This window comes from Streptomyces sp. NPDC050211 (genome assembly GCF_040656035.1).
In the GTDB taxonomy this organism is placed as follows: Bacteria; Actinomycetota; Actinomycetes; order Streptomycetales; family Streptomycetaceae; genus Streptomyces.
Map to the genome: position 1 here is coordinate 49,307 of NZ_JBFALC010000018.1, position 16,147 is coordinate 65,453.

15 protein-coding genes are annotated in these 16,147 nt (G+C 70.8%); 10 read left to right on the forward strand and 5 right to left on the reverse strand.

Going from position 1 to position 16,147, the window contains the following annotated elements:
- Positions 1 to 190 precede the first annotated feature (190 nt).
- The 4 genes from AB0I98_RS20065 (at position 191) to AB0I98_RS20080 (ending at position 4,719) form a co-directional block, all read left to right on the forward strand.
- Positions 191 to 1,468, forward strand: a complete 1,278-nt coding sequence (locus tag AB0I98_RS20065) for an aspartate kinase (protein WP_301982858.1) — start codon at positions 191 to 193, stop codon at positions 1,466 to 1,468.
- Complete coding sequence (locus AB0I98_RS20070) at positions 1,465 to 2,517, forward strand: aspartate-semialdehyde dehydrogenase (RefSeq protein ID WP_362943430.1); 1,053 nt, start codon at positions 1,465 to 1,467, stop codon at positions 2,515 to 2,517. Before AB0I98_RS20065 ends, AB0I98_RS20070 begins: the two co-directional genes overlap by 4 nt.
- 457 nt (positions 2,518 to 2,974) lie before the next feature.
- Complete coding sequence (locus tag AB0I98_RS20075) at positions 2,975 to 3,574, forward strand: SigE family RNA polymerase sigma factor (protein ID WP_210580763.1); 600 nt, start codon at positions 2,975 to 2,977, stop codon at positions 3,572 to 3,574.
- Positions 3,571 to 4,719 carry a hypothetical protein gene (locus AB0I98_RS20080; protein ID WP_362943433.1) on the forward strand — a complete coding sequence of 383 codons (1,149 nt, stop codon included), beginning with the start codon at positions 3,571 to 3,573 and terminating at the stop codon, positions 4,717 to 4,719. Before AB0I98_RS20075 ends, AB0I98_RS20080 begins: the two co-directional genes overlap by 4 nt.
- A gap of 12 nt (positions 4,720 to 4,731) precedes the next feature.
- Here the strand turns inward: AB0I98_RS20080 and AB0I98_RS20085 are convergent, their stop codons facing one another.
- Entirely contained in the window at positions 4,732 to 5,520 is a 789-nt protein-coding gene (locus AB0I98_RS20085) for an SURF1 family protein (RefSeq protein ID WP_362943436.1), read from the reverse strand.
- Positions 5,521 to 5,653: 133 nt separating this feature from the next.
- On the opposite strand from AB0I98_RS20085, the gene AB0I98_RS20090 reads away from it, so the two are divergent.
- Entirely contained in the window at positions 5,654 to 7,471 is a 1,818-nt protein-coding gene (locus tag AB0I98_RS20090; protein WP_362943438.1) for a prolyl oligopeptidase family serine peptidase, read from the forward strand.
- Positions 7,472 to 7,609: 138 nt separating this feature from the next.
- Here the strand turns inward: AB0I98_RS20090 and AB0I98_RS20095 are convergent, their stop codons facing one another.
- Positions 7,610 to 9,481 (reverse strand): NAD-binding protein, encoded by a 1,872-nt coding sequence (locus tag AB0I98_RS20095; protein ID WP_362943650.1) that lies wholly within the window; start codon positions 9,479 to 9,481, stop codon positions 7,610 to 7,612.
- 221 nt (positions 9,482 to 9,702) lie between these two features.
- Between AB0I98_RS20095 and AB0I98_RS20100 the strand changes: the two genes are divergently transcribed.
- Together AB0I98_RS20100 and AB0I98_RS20105 are read left to right on the forward strand one after the other, a co-directional pair.
- Positions 9,703 to 10,716 carry a permease gene (locus AB0I98_RS20100; protein WP_362943441.1) on the forward strand — a complete coding sequence of 338 codons (1,014 nt, stop codon included), beginning with the start codon at positions 9,703 to 9,705 and terminating at the stop codon, positions 10,714 to 10,716.
- Positions 10,713 to 11,417 (forward strand): TIGR03943 family protein, encoded by a 705-nt coding sequence (locus AB0I98_RS20105; RefSeq protein ID WP_362943444.1) that lies wholly within the window; start codon positions 10,713 to 10,715, stop codon positions 11,415 to 11,417. The genes AB0I98_RS20100 and AB0I98_RS20105 overlap by 4 nt, the downstream gene beginning before the upstream one ends.
- Here the strand turns inward: AB0I98_RS20105 and AB0I98_RS20110 are convergent.
- Positions 11,356 to 12,153 carry a DUF2071 domain-containing protein gene (locus AB0I98_RS20110; protein WP_362943447.1) on the reverse strand — a complete coding sequence of 266 codons (798 nt, stop codon included), beginning with the start codon at positions 12,151 to 12,153 and terminating at the stop codon, positions 11,356 to 11,358. The two genes, AB0I98_RS20105 and AB0I98_RS20110, sit on opposite strands and share 62 nt — an antisense overlap.
- Before the next feature lie 81 nt (positions 12,154 to 12,234).
- On the opposite strand from AB0I98_RS20110, the gene AB0I98_RS20115 reads away from it, so the two are divergent.
- The gene (locus AB0I98_RS20115) at positions 12,235 to 13,152 is read left to right on the forward strand and encodes a hypothetical protein (protein ID WP_362943450.1); all 918 of its coding nucleotides are present in this window, start codon (positions 12,235 to 12,237) and stop codon (positions 13,150 to 13,152) included.
- Positions 13,153 to 13,213: 61 nt separating this feature from the next.
- Positions 13,214 to 13,762, forward strand: coding sequence for a YciI family protein (locus tag AB0I98_RS20120; protein WP_362943453.1), 549 nt, complete (start codon positions 13,214 to 13,216; stop codon positions 13,760 to 13,762).
- A 4-nt stretch (positions 13,763 to 13,766) separates the two neighbouring features.
- Here the strand turns inward: AB0I98_RS20120 and AB0I98_RS20125 are convergent, their stop codons facing one another.
- Together AB0I98_RS20125 and AB0I98_RS20130 are read right to left on the reverse strand one after the other, a co-directional pair.
- The gene (locus tag AB0I98_RS20125) at positions 13,767 to 14,639 is read right to left on the reverse strand and encodes an alpha/beta fold hydrolase (protein ID WP_362943456.1); all 873 of its coding nucleotides are present in this window, start codon (positions 14,637 to 14,639) and stop codon (positions 13,767 to 13,769) included.
- Positions 14,640 to 14,717: 78 nt separating this feature from the next.
- Positions 14,718 to 15,296 carry a TetR/AcrR family transcriptional regulator gene (locus tag AB0I98_RS20130; protein WP_362943459.1) on the reverse strand — a complete coding sequence of 193 codons (579 nt, stop codon included), beginning with the start codon at positions 15,294 to 15,296 and terminating at the stop codon, positions 14,718 to 14,720.
- A gap of 152 nt (positions 15,297 to 15,448) precedes the next feature.
- Between AB0I98_RS20130 and AB0I98_RS20135 the strand changes: the two genes are divergently transcribed.
- A complete protein-coding gene (locus AB0I98_RS20135; RefSeq protein ID WP_362943462.1) occupies positions 15,449 to 16,078 on the forward strand; it encodes a dihydrofolate reductase family protein in 630 nt (209 codons plus the stop codon).
- Positions 16,079 to 16,147 lie beyond the last annotated feature (69 nt).

A 16,147-nucleotide genomic window follows, 5' to 3' on the forward strand; every position in this document is an offset into this window, starting at 1 on the left:
TTAGTGCTTGAAAATTGATGCACAGAGGCCGCTTGTGACCCGTGGCACTTTTCCGCGTGCCTTCGCCGTATGCAGGGCATGTGCAGTCCGAGAACGAGCGGCCGGAGATCTCACCATGCGGTATTCCGGAGGGGAAATTCGGGCGCTCGGTAAACTGAGCCGACACACACGGACTGAGCGAGGAGCGCACGTGGGCCTTGTCGTGCAGAAGTACGGAGGCTCCTCCGTAGCCGATGCCGAGGGCATCAAGCGCGTCGCCAAGCGGATCGTGGAAGCGAAGAAGAACGGCCACCAGGTGGTCGTCGTCGTTTCCGCGATGGGCGACACGACGGACGAGCTGATCGATCTCGCCGGAGAGGTATCACCGATGCCTGCCGGGCGTGAGTTCGACATGCTGCTGACCGCCGGAGAGCGGATCTCCATGGCACTGCTGGCCATGGCGATCAAAAACCTGGGGCACGAGGCCCAGTCGTTCACCGGCAGCCAGGCAGGCGTCATCACCGACTCGGTCCACAACAAAGCCCGGATCATCGACGTCACGCCGGGCCGCATCCGGACCGCGCTGGACGAGGGCAACATCGCCATCGTGGCCGGGTTCCAGGGTGTCTCCCAGGACAAGAAGGACATCACCACGCTGGGGCGCGGTGGGTCCGACACGACGGCCGTCGCCCTGGCCGCCGCCCTCGACGCCGAGGTGTGCGAGATCTACACCGACGTCGACGGCGTGTTCACCGCCGACCCGCGCGTGGTGAAGAAGGCGAAGAAGATCGACTGGATCTCCTTCGAGGACATGCTGGAGCTGGCCGCGTCCGGCTCGAAGGTGCTGCTCCACCGCTGTGTGGAGTACGCCCGCCGCTACAACATCCCGATCCATGTCCGGTCCAGCTTCAGCGGACTGCAGGGCACCTGGGTCAGCAGCGAGCCGATTGAGCAAGGGGACAACAAGGTGGAGCAGGCCATCATCTCGGGTGTCGCGCACGACACCTCCGAGGCCAAGATCACGGTTGTCGGCGTGCCGGACAAGCCGGGCGAGGCCGCCGCGATCTTCCGCACGATCTCGGACGCCGAGATCAACATCGACATGATCGTGCAGAACGTGTCCGCCGCCTCCACCGGCCTGACGGACATCTCGTTCACGCTCCCCAAGACCGACGGCCGCAAGGCCATCGACGCCCTGGAGAAGAACAAGCACGGCATCGGCTACGAATCGCTGCGCTACGACGACCAGATCGGCAAGATCTCGCTCGTCGGCGCCGGCATGAAGACCAACCCGGGCGTCACGGCCGACTTCTTCACGGCGCTGTCCGACGCCGGCGTGAACATCGAGCTGATCTCGACCTCCGAGATCCGTATCTCCGTGGTCACCCGCGCCGACGACGTCAAGGAGGCCGTGACCGCCGTGCACACCGCCTTCGGGCTCGACTCCGACAGCGACGAGGCCGTTGTCTACGGAGGCACCGGCCGATGACCGTACGACCGACGCTCGCGGTCGTGGGTGCGACCGGAGCCGTCGGCACGGTCATGCTCCAGATCCTGTCCCAGCACGCGGACATCTGGGGCGAGATCCGTCTGATCGCCTCGCAGCGCTCGGCCGGCCGCAAGCTGGCCGTGCGCGGCGAGGAGGTCGAGGTGGTGGCGCTCACCGAGGAGGCCTTCGACGGCGTCGACGTCGCCATGTTCGACGTACCGGACGAGGTCGCGGCGCAGTGGGCTCCCATCGCCGCCGCCAAGGGCGCCGTGGTGGTGGACAATTCGGGCGCCTTCCGGATGGACCCCGATGTGCCGCTCGTCGTGCCCGAGGTCAATCCGCACGCGGCACGTGTCCGGCCGCGCGGGATCATCGCCAACCCGAACTGCACGACGCTGTCGATGATCGTCGCCCTGGGCGCGCTGCATGCCGAGTACGGGCTGCGTGAGCTGGTGGTGTCGTCGTATCAGGCGGTCAGCGGGGCCGGGCGGACCGGCGTCGAGACGCTGCGCCGGCAACTGTCCCTGGTGGCGGGTACGGAGCTGGGGACCAGCCCTGGTGACGTACGGCGGGCCGTCGGCGACGACACCGGGCCGTTCCCGGAGCCGGTAGCGCTGAACGTCGTACCGTGGGCCGGGTCCTTGCGGGAGGACGGCTGGTCGTCGGAGGAGATGAAGGTGCGGGACGAGTCCCGCAAGATCCTCGGACTGCCGCGGCTGCCCGTCGCCGTGACGTGCGTCAGGGTGCCGGTTATCACCACGCACGCCCTGACCGTGCACGCCCGTTTCGAGGGCGAGGTCACCGTCGAGGGCGTCCGCGAACTTCTGGCGACGGCGCCCGGTGTCGTGCTCTTCGACAACCCGGCCGCGGGGGAGTTCCCCACGCCCGCCGATGTGGTCGGCACCGATCCGACCTGGGTGGGGCGCGTGCGGCGGGCGCTGGACGACCCCACGGCGCTCGAACTCTTCGTCTGCGGGGACAACTTGCGCAAGGGCGCCGCGCTCAACACCGCGCAGATCGCCGAGCTGGTGGCGGCCGAGTTCCGGTGATTTCTTCCGCCCACAGGAAAATGCTCTGGCGTTGCAGAAAGCGTTTGTAGAATCTATGTACGACATGTGAGCTGGATGATGGTCCGGACCACTTGTACCGGGCCCCTTCGGCGTTCGAAGATTTCCTCCCCGCCCTCCGCAACCGTGCGGAGGGCGGGGAGCGTCTTTGCGGTCGCCCTCCCTGGGGCGTGGAGACGCGATGTGGTCGGCGTGGGGACGCCGTGAGTCGAGCGTGGGGACGTTCGGTTCATATGGGACATAGGGGAAGAGCGGGACGCATGAGGGCTTGTGAGGCACCTTCAGTGGGGCTGCCTGAGGAGAGAACGGCGCCTGGCGTGAACGTGACGCCCGGCACGTACAACCCTCATGGGGGGACGCGTGTCCAACTGGCGTGGCAGAGGTACTCGATTTCACCGCGGCGACGCATGGCACAGTCCTGCGTCCCCGCCGACCCCGCATGCCCGGCACGCCCGGCGGCATGCCGGTGATCGCGCCCATGCCCGCAGCGCGGCCCGCCCGCATACCCAGCCCGCGTGACGGCGACGAAGTCGACACAGTGGCCGCCGGTACCACCGTCGACCACCTCACCGAGACCTACCGCGCCCACTACCGCTCCCTGCTGGGCCTCGCGGCGCTCCTCCTCGACGACACCGCCTCCTGCGAGGACGTCGTCCAGGAGGCCTTCATCCGCGTCCACTCGGCACGCAAACGCGTCCGCGACCCCGAGAAGACCCTCGCCTATCTGCGGCAGACGGTCGTCAACCTCTCGCGTTCCGCCCTGCGCCGCCGCATCCTCGGCCTGAAGCTGCTGTCGAAGCCGATGCCCGACATGGCGAGCGCCGAAGAGGGCGCGTACGACCAGCTGGAGCGGGACTCGCTGATCAAGGCGATGAAGGGCCTCCAGCGCAGGCAGCGCGAGGTCCTCGTCCTGCGCTACTTCGCCGACATGACCGAGGCGCAGGTCGCCGCGACGCTCGGCATATCGCTGGGCTCCGTGAAGGCCTACGGCTCGCGCGGCATCGCGGCGCTGCGCATCGCCATGGAGGCGCCGGCATGACGGACGGAAAACCGCACGAGCCCTATGAGTGGCACGAGCCGACAGAGTCGGCCGACCCGCACGACCCGAAGCAATCGCACGCTGGGAACGGAACTGTGAACCACGGCCCCGACGACCAGAGCCTCCCCGGGCTCGACTCGGACGAGCTGGCACTGCGCAGGATGCTGCACGACGCGGTCCAGGAGATGGAGCCGCGCGACGGCACGCTGGACCACCTGCGGCGGGCGGTGCCCGCACGGCGGGCCCGCAAGCGCCAGGCCCTCGTCGGGATGGCCGCGGCCGCCCTGTTCATCGGCACCGCGGTCCCCGCCGCCCTGCACGTCTCCAACGCCACCGGCTCCGCCGCCAACACCTCCAACGCCGGCCACGCGTCCCAGGCTCAAGGCGGCGCGGGGCAGGAGAAGGGCCCGGACGGCGGGTCGGGCACCTCCGGCGGCACCGGCGGCCAGTCCGCGGAACAGGGCGAGGACGGCGGCAAGAAGGAGGACGAGAAGGGCAACAGCACCGGGCCCGGCTCCACCGGCGCCACCACGGGCGCCGACCCCACGGCCACGACCGCGGTGGGCGCCCCCCTGTGCACCGCCGCGCAGCTCGGCGCCGACATCCCGACCACCGCCGCCGCCGACACCGTCGGCGCGGTCTACGGCAGCTTCCGCGTCACCAACGTCTCCACCACCGACTGCACGGTCACCAGCCCCGGCACGGTCGGCACGACCCCCCAGGGCGCCGCCGACGCCACCAAGATCTCCACCCTGCGGCACGTCGCCGGAGACGAGGCGGCCTCCCTGCCCGACCCGTCCCTCGAGGCCCCCGAGCTGCTGCTGAAGCCCGGCGCTGCGTACGAGGTCAAGTTCGCCTGGGTGCCCTCGGAAACCTGCCCGCCCGCCGGCGACAGCAACGGCGGCAGCACGGGCGAACCGACGCCCGACCCGACGAACTCCCCGGACACCAGCGGTTCGACCACGGGGACGACCACCGGCACCGACACCGGCACATCGACCCAGCTGATGACGGAGGACGGCACGGCGGACGGCAGCGTGGTCGTGTCCTACACGGCAGAGCCCGCGGCACCTACGGTCTCGGCGACGGTGTCGGGCGCGTGCGCGGGGAAGGTGTACTGGACGGGGTTGCTGGCGGCGTCGTAGCCGCCGCAGGGGCTACGCGGAAACGGGATCCCGCTCTTGCTCCTCGTCCACCAGCCCCAGCTGCGCATCCCGTATGGACTCCACCTCGCGGCGCAGCAGCCGGAACCACATGAAGACCACGAACCCGGCGAAGACGAACCACTCGCCGGTGTAGCCGAGGTTCTGGAAGGCCTTCAGGTCCAGCCCGGTGTCCTGCGCGGCGGTCGCCGGCACCGTCTTCATCCCCGCGTCACCGGTGTTGAGGGTGACCCAGGCGTCGTACACGTCGTACGGCACGAGGTTGATCAGCGAGGCCGCGCTGATCGCCGCGGTCTGCCCGGCCGGCAGCCCGCCCCGCGCACTGACCCCGTTGTCCCCGGGTGTCTCGGACGCCTGGAGCGCACCGGTGACGGTGACCTCGCCGGAGGGCGCGGCGGGCGCCTTCGCGGCGTCGGCGTCACCCGGCAGCCAGCCGCGTACGACCGGCAGCGCCTTGCCGTCGTCGGTGCGCAGCAACGTCAGCACATAGAAGCCGCGCTTGCCGTCCAGCTCCCGGTCCGGCACGAGGAGTTGCTTGACGTACCGTCCGGTCGCGGTGGTCTGCTCGCCGGAGGTCTCCTTGTCCACGGGCAGCAACTCGGCCAGCGGCCGGGCCGCCTGCTGCTTGTCCGAGGCCGCCTTGTCCTCCGCGACCTGGTGGCTGTCCACCCGCTCCTCGAACCGGCTCAGCTGCCAGGACCCCATGAAGACGCAGAAGGGGATGGCGAGCAGCACGAAGAGGTTGATTCCCCACCAGCGGGGGGTCAGCAGGAACCGGTACACGCCCTCAACGGTACGGGGCGGCTGCGGCGGGCAGGGGCGCGGGGTCAGTACCTCCGGTGGAGCGATCGTGGAGTTATCCACAGGCTGGGGAGCTGGCCAGCGGATTGTCACAGGGAGCGGGCAGTATGGATCCATGACTGAGAGCAACGGGTCCGACTCTCCGGAGCGGAAAGAAGAGATGCCGGACTGGGAGAAGCGCTTCCGGGCGCCCCGGGTGTCGCTGCCCGACTGGGCGGAGGACGCACCGGATCGTTCCCTGTTCGTGTCGAACGCGACGGGGACGTACGAGTTGTACGCCTGGGACCGTGCGACGGACGAGCAGCGCCAGGTCACCGACCGGCCGAACGGCACGACGGACGGTGTGCTCTCCCCGGACGGCGCGTGGATCTGGTGGTTCGACGACAAGGACGGCGACGAGTTCGGCGTCTGGCGCCGCCAGCCCTTCGGCGGCGGAGCGGACGAGACCGCCGTCCCCGGCCTGGAGCCGTCCTACCCGGCGGGCCTCGCTCTCGGCCGGGACGGGCGTACGGCGGTCGTGGGCCGCTCGACCGACGAGGACGGTACGACGATCCATCTCGCGCGCGCGAGCGAGGACCCGGTGGAGATCTACCGGCACCGCGAGTCGGCGGGCGTCGGCGACCTCTCGCGCGACGGCTCACTGATCGCCGTCGAGCACACCGAGCACGGCGACGCGATGCACTCGGCGCTGCGTGTGGTACGCCCCGACGGCACGGCGGTCGCCGAGCTCGACGACACCAAGGGCGGCACCGTCGAGCTGGGCCTGGAGGTGCTGGGCTTCGCGCCGGTCGACGGGGACACGCGGCTGCTCATCGGGCATCAGCGGCGCGGTCGCTGGGAGCCGCTGGTGTGGGACGTGGCGAGCGGCATCGAGTCCGATCTGGCGCTCGACCTGCCCGGTGACGTGAGCGCCGAGTGGTATCCGGACGGCTCCGCGCTGCTCATCGTGCACAGCTTCGAGGCCCGCAGCGAACTGTTCCGCTACGACCTCGCCTCCCGCGCGCTGCAGCAGCTCCCCACCCCGGCGGGCTCCGTCTCCGGCGCGACCGCCCGCCCGGACGGCACCGTGGAGTTCCTGTGGTCGTCGGCCGCCGAGCCGTCCACCGTGCGCTCCACGACCGGCGGCGCCGTCCTGGACCCGCCCGGCATGCGGTCCCCGGGATCGGTGCCGGTGGAGGACGTCTGGGTGGACGGGCCCGGGGGCCGTATCCACGCCCTGATCCAGAAGCCGGCGGGTGTTTCCGGCCCCTTCCCCACCGTCTTCGACATCCACGGCGGCCCGACCTGGCACGACAGCGACTCCTTCGCCGCCGGCCCGGCCGCCTGGGTCGACCACGGGTACGCGGTCGTGCGGGTCAACTACCGCGGCTCCACCGGCTACGGGCGCGCCTGGACCGACGCCCTCAAGCACCGGATCGGTCTGATCGAGCTGGAGGACATCGCGGCGGTCCGTGAATGGGCGGTCACCTCCGGGCTCGCCGACCCCGACCGGCTGATCCTCACCGGCGGCTCCTGGGGCGGCTACCTCACCCTCCTCGGCCTCGGCACCCAGCCCGAGGCCTGGACGATGGGCCTCGCCGCGGTCCCGGTCGCCGACTACGTCACGGCCTACCACGACGAGATGGAAGCCCTGAAGGCCATGGACCGCACCCTCCTAGGCGGCACCCCCGAGGAAGTCCCCGAACGCTTCGAGGCATCCTCCCCCATCACCTACGTCGACCAGGTCAAGGCCCCCGTCTACATCTCCGCAGGCGTCAACGACCCACGCTGCCCCATCCGCCAGATCGACAACTACGTCAAACGCCTCGAAACCCGAGGCGCCGTCCATGAGGTCTACCGCTACGACGCGGGCCACGGCTCCCTGGTAGTAGACGAACGGATCAAACAAGTCCGCCTGGAACTGGACTTCGCCCGACGGCACTTGGGGGGCTGACGGGAGAGGGGACGGCGGGGTGGGCGGTTCTGCAGCGTCCCGAAGGGGCGCGGGGCTGTATCAATATGCGGCTCCGCCGCGTGGGCGGGACAAGCCCCCACCGCCCCGCAGAGTAAGTACCGCACCTCCCGCGGAGCGCTACGTCCCCGCCGCCTCCCGCCGCCTCCGACCCAACAGCTCCGCCAGCCCCCTCCGAGTCGCCGCCAGCACCACCCGGTCCCCGGCCTTGAGCAGATACCCCTCGTGCAGGTCCCACACGAGCCCTGACGGCCGTACGTCTCCGTCGTCGTTGTCCGGTGATGGCGGGAGGGCGAGATCGGGCTGGCGTTCGTCGGGGGTGGCCGTGTCCAGGGCCAGCACTCGCCAGGACCCCGGCCGGAAGGCCTCGGCGACGGTCTTGCCCTCCAGGCGTGGATGGCCGGCCACGTCGACGGCGGCGAACAGCAGGACGCGCCGCTCGACCGGGATGGCGCCGAGGATCTGGCGGCCCATCATCGCGCCGGCGAAGGAGGGCGCGGCCAGATGCGTCACGCTGCGGCTGCGGGTGGAGGCGCCGGGGTGGGCGGCGCGCAGGGTGCGGTAGACGGCGGTCGCGAAGTCGTCGTCGTACAGGCGAAGGACGACGCGCAGGTCGGGCCGTACGGAACGGGCGTACAGCGCGGCCTCCAGGTTGGTCGTGTCCGCGCTGGTCACCGCGAGGAGCGCGTTGGCGCGGTGGATCTTGGCGGACTCCAGGACGCCTTCCTGGGTGACGTCCCCGAGGATCACCGGCACGCGCAGCCGCCGCGCGGTCGCGACGCCGCGCGCTTCCGGGTCGGCCTCGACGCACACCACCGGGATGTTCAGCTCGTGCAGCCGGGTCAGCACGCGGGTGCCGATCTTGCCGAGGCCGAGCAGGACGACGTGCCCGCCGAGCCCGCGCGACGGCTTGCGCAGGGCGGAGGCGCTGCGGAAGGTGCCCAGCGCCTCCAGCACGGCGGCCAGCAGGACGGGCAGCAGCAGCAACCCCAGCAGCCCGGACAGGAGCTGAAGGATCTGGCGGCCGAGGGGCTGGTGCAGGGCGGGTTCGTTGATGGCGAAGAGATCGAGGAGGGTCTCGTACGTCGCGTACAGCGGATGGTCGCCAGTGACCACCGTCAGGGCGACCGCGAGCGCCAGCACACACCCGACCAGGCCCGCCAGCGACCACCTCAGCCGCCGAGAGAACAGCGACGCGAACGCCGGTAAGACACCGACAGCCCGGCCGCTCGGCAGCGACGGACCCGCGTACGACACCTGCTCCAGGACCACGGCCCCGCGCCCGGTGGCGGCCCGGACCGCCGCGTCGTCGGGCAGCAGTTGCGGCTCCTGCTCGTCGCCGTTCTCCGAGTCGCTGTTCGTGGGCGACAGCAGGGCCAGCGTGGCCAGCCCCGGATCGGGGATCCGGCCCCGCCACGGCTGCCGCTCGACCGCCCGCAGCAACAGTCCGTCCGTCTGTACGACCTTGCTGGTCCCGGCGAGCGCGGTGGCGGCCAGCGCCGGTGCGGCCGTGTCGGCGTCGGACAGCACGGTCGTGGACGCGTCGGCGCCGATGTCGTCGACCCCGGTTGCCAGCGCGGCCGCCTGGTCGAGGAGTTCCTCGATGTGCTGCCCCAGCCGCCGGTTGTAGAGCCGCAGGACGAGCCGCAGCCGGGGGTTGATCCGGCGGGCGGTGAGGGCGGCGCGGATGTTGGTCTCGTCGTCGTCATACACGAGCGCCAGCGCGGCGGCCCGGTCCACGCCGGCGTCGGCCAGCACGGCCTCGGTGATCTCGGGCGCCTCCACGACCCGCCCGGTGCCGGCGGGGTCCCCATTGGCCCGGCTGACCCACCGGTCCAGCAGCGCCACCGAGGCCGCCCGCGCCCGCCCGACCACCGGCGGCCGCGCGGTGGTCACCGAGGGCGGCACGACAAGGGTGACCTGCTCGCCGTACACCCCACGCAGCTCGGCGGCGAGCCGATGCGCGAGACCGTCGTCGCCGCACACCACCATGTGCGCGGACGTACCGCCCGGCTGACCCTGATTCGGAACGCTGCTCGCCACGAGGGGAAAGACTGCCTCAAGGAGACGCGTGGTTCCAACAACTGGTTGAACACCGGGCGCTGCTCGTCCGTATGAGAGGGGAGGAGTCCAGCGCCCCGTCAGGGGCGCGGGGAACTGCGCGACCAGCCCCCACCGGCCCGCACACAACGAACCGCGGAGGTACCCCACCCGTGGCCATCACCAAGCCACCCCCGGCCACGCCCGTGGAAAACCCGGAGGAACCACAGGCACAGGGCAAGCACCTCACCTCCCCCCTCGTCCTGACCATGGTGCTGGTCCTAGCCGTACTCGCGCAGGGCCCCATCCGGCGCATGCTGGCCGTGCCGGTGATGCAGAGCTGGATGACGGTGTTCGTCGCCGTCGTCGTACAGGCCCTGCCGTTTCTCGTGCTCGGCGTACTGCTGTCCGCGGCGATCGCGGTGTTCGTGCCGCCGTCGTTCTTCGCCCGCGCCCTGCCGAAGCGCCCCGCGCTCGCCGTGCCGGTGGCCGGAGCGGCGGGGGCCGTGCTGCCGGGGTGCGAGTGCGCGTCGGTGCCGGTGGCGGGCGCACTCGTGCGCCGGGGGGTGACTCCGGCCGCGGCGCTGGCGTTTCTGCTCTCCGCCCCGGCGATCAACCCGATCGTCCTGACCGCGACGGCCGTGGCCTTCCCCGGCAACCCCGAGATGGTCCTCGCCCGTTTCGTCGCGAGCCTGCTGGTGGCGTGCGCGATGGGCTGGTTGTGGCTGCGGCTCGGCCGCGCCGACTGGCTGCGCCCGCCGGCCCGTTCGTCGTACGACGGTCAGGGCAAGGGCGCGGCGTTCTGGGGGTCGGTCCGGCACGACGTGATGCATGCCGGGGGCTTCCTGGTCCTCGGCGCGATGGCCGCCGCCACGCTGAAGGCGGTGGTGCCGGAGACCTGGCTGCGCACGGCGGCCGACAACCCGGTGATCGCCGTGCTGGCCCTCGCCGCGCTCGCCGTCCTGCTGTCGATCTGCTCGGAGGCGGACGCGTTCGTGGCGGCGTCGCTGACGCAGTTCTCGCTGACCGCCCGGCTGGCGTTCCTGGTCGTCGGTCCCATGGTCGACCTGAAGCTGTTCGCGATGCAGGCGGGCACCTTCGGCCGTGACTTCGCCCTGCGCTTCGCGCCCGCCACCTTCGTGCTGGCGGTGCTCGTGTCGGTGCTGACCGGGGCGGTGCTGCTGTGAACCGGCAGGCCCAGGCGGCCGTACTCTTCCTGCTCGGTGCGAGCCTGCTGCACGCGGGCCTGACCGACCTGTACCTGCGGTACGTCAAGGCAGGACTGCGCCCGCTGGTGCTGCTGTCCGGCGTGGTGCTGATCGCGGCGGCGCTGGCGACGGTCTGGTACGAGCGGCGCAGGTCCGACGCACACGGCGGACATCCCGAACCCCGCGTCTCCTGGCTGCTCGCCCTCCCCGTCCTCGCCCTGATCCTGGTCGCGCCGCCCGCCCTCGGCTCATACAGCGCCGTACGCACGGGAACGGTCCTGCAAGAGCCGTACGGATTCAGCAAGTTGCCGGAGAGCGGTCCACTACGCCTCGCCCTCGCCGACTACGCGGGCCGCGCGGTCTACGACGACGGCCGCTCCCTCCGCGACCGCCAGCTGAAGATCACCGGCTTCCTCGCGCTGGACCGCGACGGCACGCCCTACCTCGTCCGCATGACTCTCAACTGCTGTGCGGCGGACGCCCAGCCGGTCAAGGTCGGCCTGACCGGGCGCATCCCGCCCGTGCTGCAACCGGACACCTGGCTGGAGGTCACCGGCACCTACACCGACCACCGGACCCACGACCCGGTCAACGACGGCCCGATCCCCTTCATCGAGGTCAGCGAGGCCCGGCCGGTGGCTCAGCCGCGGGATCCGTACGACGAGACGTGGAACTCCTGACGGGCTGGCCCAACCGGACGGGCACACCGGGGGAGTACAGGACGCTGACGGGGGCGGTGGCGGTGGTCGGGGCAGGGAGCCCGGCCGCCGCGATCAGGGTTTCCTCGCAGCTGATCAGTTCGGCGCGGTGCAGGGGCCAGCGCGGATGGTCGTTGGGGAGATAGGCGGCGCCCGCCGAGAACTCGTTATGCATGCCCCAGCGGGCGGTGAGGAAGTGCTCCAACTCGGTTGGTTCCGCGATGCGTTCACCGGGCCGCACGGTGATACGGCTGTAGGCGCCGCGCGGCCCGGGCCAGCGGCGGAAGCTGTCGTACGAGACGGTGTCGGTGTCCGTGTCGGTGCGCACGCTCATCCGGGACCAGAGATACGGCAGCCGGAAGCCGACGCGCCCCATCACGACCGGCAGCAGCCGCGAGGCGTCCATCGACCGGAACACCACCCCGCGCCGCCCGTCCGCGCCGACCGAGTACAGCCGTACGTTCGTCTCCGGGAACGACCCGAAGTACGGCACCCCCGGCAGCCGCAGCCACCCCACCTTGTCCATCCGGAACGCGACCAGCCCGACGTACGTCATCCCGTCGTAAGTGTCGGGCACGGTGCCTGTCGGCAACAGCGGTGCCACCATGTCCGGTTCGGCGGCCCAGTGGATGAAGCAGAGGTCGAGCCAGTGCTGGGTGAGCAGGGGGTCGGGTATCGGGACGGGGGCGTCGGGGGTGACGGGGGTGGGATTCGGCACGGGGCAAGGATCTCAGGGGGGGCGGACGTGCTGAGTAGGAGTACTCATGTGCGCCGGGAGACGGGCTGGCACGCTTCGGGCATGACGCGTGGCAGAGGGACGCTCACGGCTCTGCATCTTCTCCTGGTCTGGGCGACGATGGCGGCCGCGGTGCCGGTGCTCGGCTTCGGGGTGGTGGTGACGGGCTGGAGCGGTGGGGCCGGTGCGACTGTGCTGCTCTTCTTGTTGGCTGTGCCGCTGACGGTGGGCTTGCTGGCCACGGCGGGCATACCGGCCCGGACTGTGGTGCCGCTGTGCGACTCCGCACCCCGGCGGCTCGGCTGGGCGGTCCTGGTCTTCGTCCTCGGGACGCTCGGCGTCCTGGCGGGCGTGAGCGCCTACGGTGGGGACGTCGACCTGGGGAGCGCCGGTACGCGAGTCGCGCTGACGGGGGTGCCGTACGCGGTGGTGGCGGCGTTCTTCGTGCCGGGCCGGTGGGTGCGGCTGGGGGCGGTGGCCGCGCTGGCGGCCGGTGTGGTCTATGGGGGCTTCGTCGGCCCGGCGCAGGCGCAGCAGCGCCGGCACGCGGCGGAGGTGGCGCGGTACCGGGAGCATCCGGAGCTGCTGTACGTGATCGCTACGCCGCCCGGCATGCGAGTAGCGCATGCCGTGGTCGGCCCTGCCTCCTTCAGCATTGAGTACCACTCCGTTCAGCAGGACGGGTATGTGGCCCTCACGGTGCGCCGGCCGCTCACGCCGACACCGCGATGCCCCGAGTTCTTGGGGAAGGACGCGACCTGCACGGTGGACACGGACGGCGACATGCGCGTGATCGACGGCATCCCGGGCGGCACCCGCGACATCACCCTCACCCGCCGCCACCGCGACGCGGAGGTCCAGGTCTCCAGCAAGTCCCTCGACGAACCCGGCCTGCGCCGTCTCCTGGACACCCTCCACCCGCTGTCGGACAAGGAGTTGGAGGGGCTGATGCGGGAAAAGGTGATCGACCAGGGCTTCTGAGCCGTCGGATCGCTGCGAAACTCTGTTGAGTTGCTGCCGTACGTTGGGGAGGGTCTGGGGCATGGAGTACTTCTGCTACCACCGCGACCGGCCCGGATCTGCCACGCTGCGCCACGAGTTGCTGGAAGCGCACTGGTCGTACATGGACCGGTACGCGAAGGAGCTGATCGCGCGCGGCCCGACCTTCGCCGACGACGGCGAAACGCCCACCGGCAGCGTGCACATCGTCGACCTGCCGGATGCCGCCGCCGCCCGCGCGTTCGCCTTCGACGAGCCCAACTATCAGGCCGGCGCGTACCGGGACGTGCTGCTGCGCCGGTGGCGCAACCTGCTGGGGCGCACCATGTGGGACTTCCCCGGCGGCCCGAGCGAGGGCAACCGGTATCTGGTGCTCGGCCTGGGCTCGGGGCCCGCCGTCGACGTCGCCGTACCGTCCGAGCGGGACGAGTTGATCGCGTACGGGCCACTGCTCTCCGACGACGGCGCCGCCTGGCTGGGCACGGCAGTGCTGCTCAGGGCCCCGGATCCGGACACGGCCCGGGCCGTCCTGACGGGGGAACGGTACGCCGCCATCGAGGTGCACGACTGGGAGTTCGGCGGGCGGCGATGACCGCTCATCGCAGGAAGGGCAGTACGACGTTGGCCATCTCGTCGGGTACCTCTTCGGCGAGGTCGTGTCCGGCGTTGAAGACGTGGCCGGTGACGTCGTGGGCGAACTGCCGCATCTGGGACTCGTTGCGGTCGCCGATGAAGGCCGAGCCGCCGAGGGCGAGTACGGGGATGTCCAGCTTCTTCCGGGCAGCTTGCCGGTTCTGCTCGGCGTCGACGAGCATCGCCCGGTAGATCGACAGCATCGCGCGGATGCCGCCGGGCATGGAGTAGCAGCGGACGTACTCGTCGATCGCGTCGGGGGTGGCGGTGTCCGGGTGGCTGCGCTCGTTTTTGATCATGTAGGTGATCAGCTCGCGTTCGTGTCCGGCGATGAGCATCTCGGGCACGTCCGGCTGGAAGTAGAAGCCCAGGTGCCACAGGTGCATGCCGCTCGCGACGTTGTCGTGCGTGAGTGCGGTGTGGTCCTCGAAGCCGAACCCGGGGAACAGGGCCTCGGCGAAGACCAGGGCGCCCACGTGATCGCGGTGCCGGGCGGCGAGTTGGTAGCCGATCACCGCTCCCCAGTCCTCGCCGATGACGCTGTAGGTGTCGTGCCCGAGATGGCTCATGAGCGCGGCGATGTCGTCGCTCATGGTGGCGGAGTCGTAGCCGTCGGCGGGACGTGCGGAGTCGCCGAGGCCGCGGAGGTCGGGCGCTACGACGGTGTGGTGCGGCGTCAGCTTCGGGACGAGGTGCCGCCAGTGGTAGCTGGTCTTCGGCACGCCGTGCAGGAGCACAACTGCCGGTCCGGACCCGCCTGTCCGGTAGTGGAGGCTCGTGCCGTTGACGGTGGCACGGCCTGTGTGGACGGGCTCGTCGTGGTGGTCGAGGATCATTCGTTCACCTCACTTATCTGGAGCACTTATCTGGAGGCCTTATCTGGATCGTTCGATACAGATTCAGGGCATGAAAAGTCAGTCGAGTGTGGTCAGCGCGACCTCCACGAGGGGTTCGAGGGCGCGGGCGTCCGGGGTGATCTTCGAGGCCACCAGGAGGCCGTTGAGGAAGGTGACGAGGAAGGCGGCGAGGGTGTGCGGGTCGTGCCGCGGCGAGATCTCGCCGCGCTCCGCCGCCGCGCGCAACAGGTCGGTGAGCGCGTCCTGGTTGGCGCCCAGCACATCCCGCACGGTGCGCCGGGTCGGCTGGTCCTCCGGCAGGCGCTCGGTGGCGGCATTGACCAACAGGCAGCCCCTGCCGCCGTGTTCGACAGCGATCCGGATCCGCTCGACCAGCAGCGCACGGATCGCCGACCGGGCATCCGTCCCCTCGTCGAGGCTGCGCAGGGCCGCCGCCGCGAACGTGGTCCTGTAGTGCTCGAGCGCGGCCCGGTACAGCCCGTCCTTGCCGCCGAACGCGGCATACAAGGACCCCTGCCCGATCCCGAGGTGCTGCGTCAGGTCGCGCACCGACGTCGCCTCGAAGCCGTGCGCCCAGAACAGCTCCATCGCACGGCTCACCGCCGCCTCGGTGTCGAACTCCCGGGTCCTTGCCATGCGCCCACCGTAACTTATCTGGATCGCTCGCTCAAGAATGCGGTGAGGCCGGCGGGGCGCGCTCGCGGGCCGATGAGTTTCCGTGTGCCACGGTGTCCAAGGAGAAGGAGTGAGGACGGTCCTGTCTCCTGCCGGGAAGAGAGTGGTGTGCGATGAAGCTGGTGGTTCAGGAGTTTCTGACGCTCGACGGTGTCTCGCAGGGGCCGGGCTCCCCGGACGAGGACCCGAGTGACGGGTTCACGCGGGGCGGCTGGTTCGTGCCGCATCTGGACGAGGAGTTCGAGCGGCTGGCCACCGCCTGGCTCGGCGAGGCGGACGCGTTCCTGTTCGGGCGCCGTACCTACGAGAACTTCGCGCGGGACTGGCCGAAGATGACCGACCATCCGGCCGCCCGCATCCTGAACGGCCTGCCGAAGTACGTCGCCTCCCCCAGCCTGACCAAGGCCGACTGGAACCCGACCACGATCCTGTCCGGCGACATCCCCGCCGAGGTCGCCGAGGTGAAGCGGCAGCCCGGACGGGAACTGCAGATCCACGGCAGCGCGCGGCTGGCCCAGTCGCTGCTGGCCGCCGGTCTCGTCGACACGTTGCGGCTCGCGATCGCCCCGGTCGTGGTGGGCCAGGGCCGACGCCTGTTCCCGGACGGCGGCGCCCCGGCCGGGCTGCGTCTCGTCAGCCACCGGACGACACCGGGCGGCCTGTCGGTGCACGTCTTCGAATCGACGGGACTCCCGGAGTACGGGACGTACGGGGCCGACCGAGCGACTGAACCTACAAGCTGAGCGGCGTGTCCGGGCGGGCGGGGCCGGAGGCTCGGAGCAGGGTGGTCGGCACTGTCATCGCCGAGGAGG

Bases quoted from the DNA above. Each gene is read 5' to 3' on its own strand.
- AB0I98_RS20070 (WP_362943430.1), top strand. From the start codon at position 1,465: ATGACCGTACGACCGACGCTCGCGGTCGTGGGTGCGACCGGAGCCGTC.
- AB0I98_RS20075 (WP_210580763.1), top strand. From the start codon at position 2,975: ATGCCCGGCACGCCCGGCGGCATGCCGGTGATCGCGCCCATGCCCGCA.
- AB0I98_RS20080 (WP_362943433.1), top strand. From the start codon at position 3,571: ATGACGGACGGAAAACCGCACGAGCCCTATGAGTGGCACGAGCCGACA.
- AB0I98_RS20090 (WP_362943438.1), top strand. From the start codon at position 5,654: ATGACTGAGAGCAACGGGTCCGACTCTCCGGAGCGGAAAGAAGAGATG.
- AB0I98_RS20095 (WP_362943650.1), bottom strand. From the start codon at position 9,481: ATGGTGGTGTGCGGCGACGACGGTCTCGCGCATCGGCTCGCCGCCGAG.
- AB0I98_RS20115 (WP_362943450.1), top strand. From the start codon at position 12,235: ATGACGCGTGGCAGAGGGACGCTCACGGCTCTGCATCTTCTCCTGGTC.
- AB0I98_RS20120 (WP_362943453.1), top strand. From the start codon at position 13,214: ATGGAGTACTTCTGCTACCACCGCGACCGGCCCGGATCTGCCACGCTG.
- AB0I98_RS20125 (WP_362943456.1), bottom strand. From the start codon at position 14,639: ATGATCCTCGACCACCACGACGAGCCCGTCCACACAGGCCGTGCCACC.
- AB0I98_RS20130 (WP_362943459.1), bottom strand. From the start codon at position 15,296: ATGGCAAGGACCCGGGAGTTCGACACCGAGGCGGCGGTGAGCCGTGCG.
- AB0I98_RS20135 (WP_362943462.1), top strand. From the start codon at position 15,449: ATGAAGCTGGTGGTTCAGGAGTTTCTGACGCTCGACGGTGTCTCGCAG.